Source organism: Bacteroides sp. RTP31139st1_H2_RTP31139_211217 (assembly GCF_040227615.1).
Classification (GTDB): domain Bacteria; phylum Bacteroidota; class Bacteroidia; order Bacteroidales; family Bacteroidaceae; genus Bacteroides; species Bacteroides uniformis.
The window spans coordinates 1-3,902 of record NZ_JBCNZM010000012.1; the positions used below are offsets into that span (position 1 = coordinate 1).

1 protein-coding gene and 2 pseudogenes are annotated in these 3,902 nt (G+C 55.6%); all 3 read left to right on the forward strand.

The genetic code is table 11. The features are described 5' to 3' along the window. A pseudogene (locus tag ABUA47_RS03140) lies at positions 1–1,935 on the forward strand (viral A-type inclusion protein); the annotation flags it as partial. A gap of 1 nt (position 1,936) precedes the next feature. Continuing rightward, positions 1,937–2,401: a hypothetical protein gene (locus tag ABUA47_RS03145; RefSeq protein WP_349824437.1), complete on the forward strand. Its 465-nt coding sequence runs from the start codon at positions 1,937–1,939 to the stop codon at positions 2,399–2,401. A 21-nt stretch (positions 2,402–2,422) separates the two neighbouring features. Next, positions 2,423–3,902: pseudogene (locus tag ABUA47_RS03150) on the forward strand (hypothetical protein); the annotation flags it as partial.

The window sequence follows — 3,902 nt, forward strand, 5'->3', positions numbered from 1 at the left end:
CAGAAGATAGACTGGGGAGCAGCGTTCGGGGATTTGACCGGTCTGCTTGCAGACCAGATGAAGAACCTGCTTGGCGAACTTAAACAGTATGTTAAGACGGATGAGTTCAAAAAAACGGGAGCCGCAGACCAGCAGGTCGTTTACGATGCCATTGAACGTATTCAAAGCATGCTCCCCGGTGGCAACGGGACATTGGATTTTGCCCGGCTGCAAACGCAGATGCACGCTTTGGGGGATGCCGTAACACGCGTGCAAAATGCGGAACTGCAGCAGGAAGCGGCATTCGCCCGGTTAAAAGCAGCGCAGACCGATTACAACAAGGCTATTGAAAGCGGTAACCAGGCAGAAATAGAACGTACCAAAATCGCTCTTCAAATGGCCCAATCGTCCAGCGTTTCAGCTGACGAAGAATACCTGAACGCCACCTCTGAAATGAAGGCGCTTGCCGGGGAGGTGAAAAGTGCCTCCCGGGACACGGTTGACGGGTTGAACATGGTATCCGACGGGTTGCACGGCTTTGCGAGCGGAACCTTGCAGGGATCATTTGAAGGAATCCAGAATATGCTTACCGGTCTGTCAAAACTGAATATCGGAGGCAAGGTCGGTGATGCCATCAGTCAGATGTCCGAGACCCTGTCAAGTGCCGGAGTCATCGGGCAGATCATATCGGCCATCCTCTCCATACTGGATTTGCTGAAAGACGGTATTGGCCCGATTATCTCATCATTGATAGACACCATTTTCAATGCGATAACCGGAATACTCGACAATATCCTCAGCGGAGACCTGTTCAAACAGATAGGCGGTTCCCTTGTGAAAGGTATCGGGGGATTGCTGAACACGGTGTCTTTCGGAGGTTTCAACAAACTGTTCGGCATCGGCGGAAACGCCAGGGAAGTGCAGGCGGCTATAGACCGCCTTACAGACCGGAACGAGAAACTGCAGACCTCCATTGAGGACCTGACCGATACCATCAATGCAAGCAAGGGGACTAAATCGGTGGAAGCTTACCGGGATGCTTACAAATACCAGAAAGAGACGAATGCAAACTATCTGCAGATAGCGCAGGAACAGGCACGCTACAGCAAAAGCCACCACTCGTGGAACTACTACTGGGGCGGTTTCAGCCAGGCACAGATAGACAAACTGAGCGGACAGATCGGCCGCCGGTGGGACGGGAACCTGTGGAGCCTGAGCCCGGAGGAGATGAAGGCGCTGCGCAGCAACGTGGACATGTGGACGCAGATACAGAATACCGGTAAGGGCGGCTATGGCGGGCGACTGACCGAGAAGCTGGATGACTACATAGACCAGGCCGGCAAGCTGGAGGAACTGACCGACCAACTGTATGAAGGGCTGACGGGCATTTCATTCGACGGTATGTACAGCAGCTTCATCGACAACCTGATGAACATGAAGTATGGCGCGAAGGATGCGGCGGAGGATATATCCGAGTACTTCATGCGGGCGATGCTGAGCAACAAGATCGGTGAGATGTACAGCGAAAAACTGAAAGGCTGGTGGGAGAAGTTCGGCAAGGCCATGGAGGACAACGAACTGACCGAGGCGGAACGGAACGCGTTGACTGAAGAGTACATGAAGTATGTGGACGAAGCCCTTGCCCTGCGTGACAACCTGGCGGCAGCCACGGGCTACGACAAGACCGAAGCCGGCGGTACCAGCCAGAGTGCGAAAGCGGGCGGCTTTACGGCCATGACGCAGGATCAGGGTACGAAGCTGGAGGGCATGTTCACCGGCGGGCTGCAGCACTGGAGCAGCATGGACGACCAGCTGGAAAGCGTGTCGGAGAAGATGGACACGGCCGAAGGCCACCTGGCCCGGATAGCCGAGAACACCGGTGTGAGTGCCGGACACCTGGGCGAACTGAAGGAAGTGATAAAGAAAATGATACGTGACGGACTAAAAGTGAAGTGATATGGGCAATATACTGAGCGGACTGGTGCTGGTGAACGGCACGGACATCTGGACGGAATACGGCGTGTTCCTGGTGGAAGACCGGCGCGGGGGCATGGAGAACCTGACGGCCATCCTGACCCCGAGCAAGGCCAAGAAGGATACCGCCGTGTCCATCCGGGAAGAGCACGGGGAGAAATACAGCGCCGTGCTCACCCCACGGAATGAAGCGCGGGACGTGACGCTGCACTTCGCCTTGTACAATAAGACCAAGGCAGGCTGGATGAAACAGTACTTTGCCTTTGTGAATTTTCTGAAACAAGGGAAGGACGGCTGGCTGGACATCCGTTTTCCCCAACTTGATCTGACACTGCGTGTGAAGTATGCCGACTGCACGAAGTTCACCCCGCTGACCTATTTGTGGCAGGAAGGGGTCCACGCTGGGAAATTCAAGGTGAAGTTCCGCGAGCCGGTACCGATTATATAACCATTCAAACGCTATTGGAATATGCTTCTAACGATATATGACAAAGCCGGAACCAAGCGTGCGGGCGTGGCTGTGAACGACAGCTCGACGCAAAGCAAGGAAGTGCAGGGAGAGAATGTGCTTTCCCTGTCGTTCAGCTATTATGCCTTCGTGCCCTTGGACGTGAACGACTACACGGACTATCTGGGTGAACGGTACTGGCTGACGGAACGCTACACGCCGAAGCAGGTGAGCGAGGGTGAATGGGAGTATAACCTGAAGCTGTACGGCATCGAGAGCCTTATCAAACGTTTCTTGGTGCTGGAGACCACCGACGGTGACACCAACCCCCTGTTCACGCTGACCGCCACGCCCCGTGACCATGTGGCGATGGTGGTGAAGGCCATCAATGACGGCATGGGTAACATTACCGACTGGAAGGTGGGGCAGGTGGACGGTACCGATCTTATCGTGATCGACTATGAGGGCATGTACTGCGACCAGGCTCTGAAGGAGATCGCCGGCAAGGTGGGAGGCAAGGCCGAATGGTGGGTCGAGGGGCAGACGGTGAACGTGTGCCGTTGCGAGCACGGCGAGGAGATCACGTTGGGATACGGCAAGGGGCTGATCTCCCTGGAGCGGGATACGAGCAATACGGAGAAGTTCTATACGCGCCTTTTCCCGATCGGGAGTAGCCGGAACATCGACGCGGAGAAATACGGCAGCCCCCGTCTGATGCTCCCCGGAAAAAAGAAGTACGTGGAGGTGGGCGTGGACGAGTACGGTATCTATGACCATTACGAGCAGGCCGCCTTCAGCGGTATCTATCCCCGGCGAGTGGGCACGGTAAGCAGTGTGCGCAGTGAGGAGGTAAAGGACGAGGAAGGGAAGACCTTTACCGTCTATTACTTCAAGGACGGAGGGCTGGATTTCGATCCTAACGATTACGAGCTGGCCGGTGAGACGAAACGCGTCTCCTTCCAGAGCGGCGACCTTTCCGGGCTGGGGGAGGGGGACGACCATTATTTCGAGGTGAACTTCGACAGCGCCACCCGTGAGTTCGAGATCATCACGATCTGGCCTTATGGCGACGACACGCAGCTTCCGGGCGGCAAGCTCGTTCCGAAGGCAGGGGATACCTATATCCTTTGGAACGTCCGGATGCCGGATGAATATTACCGTCTGGCAGAGGAGGAATTCCGGAAAGCCGTCGATGACTATAACAAGGAATATTGGCTGGACATCGCCTCTTACAAGGCTCCGACCGATCACGTATGGATCGAGGAGCAGGGAGTCGATTTGTTTGTCGGCCGGCGTGTGCGCTTGGAGAGTGCCGAGTATTTCCCCAAGGACGGCTACCGCAGGAGCCGCATTACGAAGATCACCCGTAAGGTAAACCTTCCCGGGGAGATGGACCTGGAGATCAGCGACGCCCTGCAGGTGTCCAAGTTTGACAGGGTGAACGACAGCATCGTGGAACTGAAAAGTTATACGAAGGATAAGGTCGGTAGCGCGGCCCTTC

Excerpts from the sequence above, each read along its gene's own strand:
- ABUA47_RS03145 (WP_349824437.1), top strand. The coding sequence starts at position 1,937 with ATGGGCAATATACTGAGCGGACTGGTGCTGGTGAACGGCACGGACATC.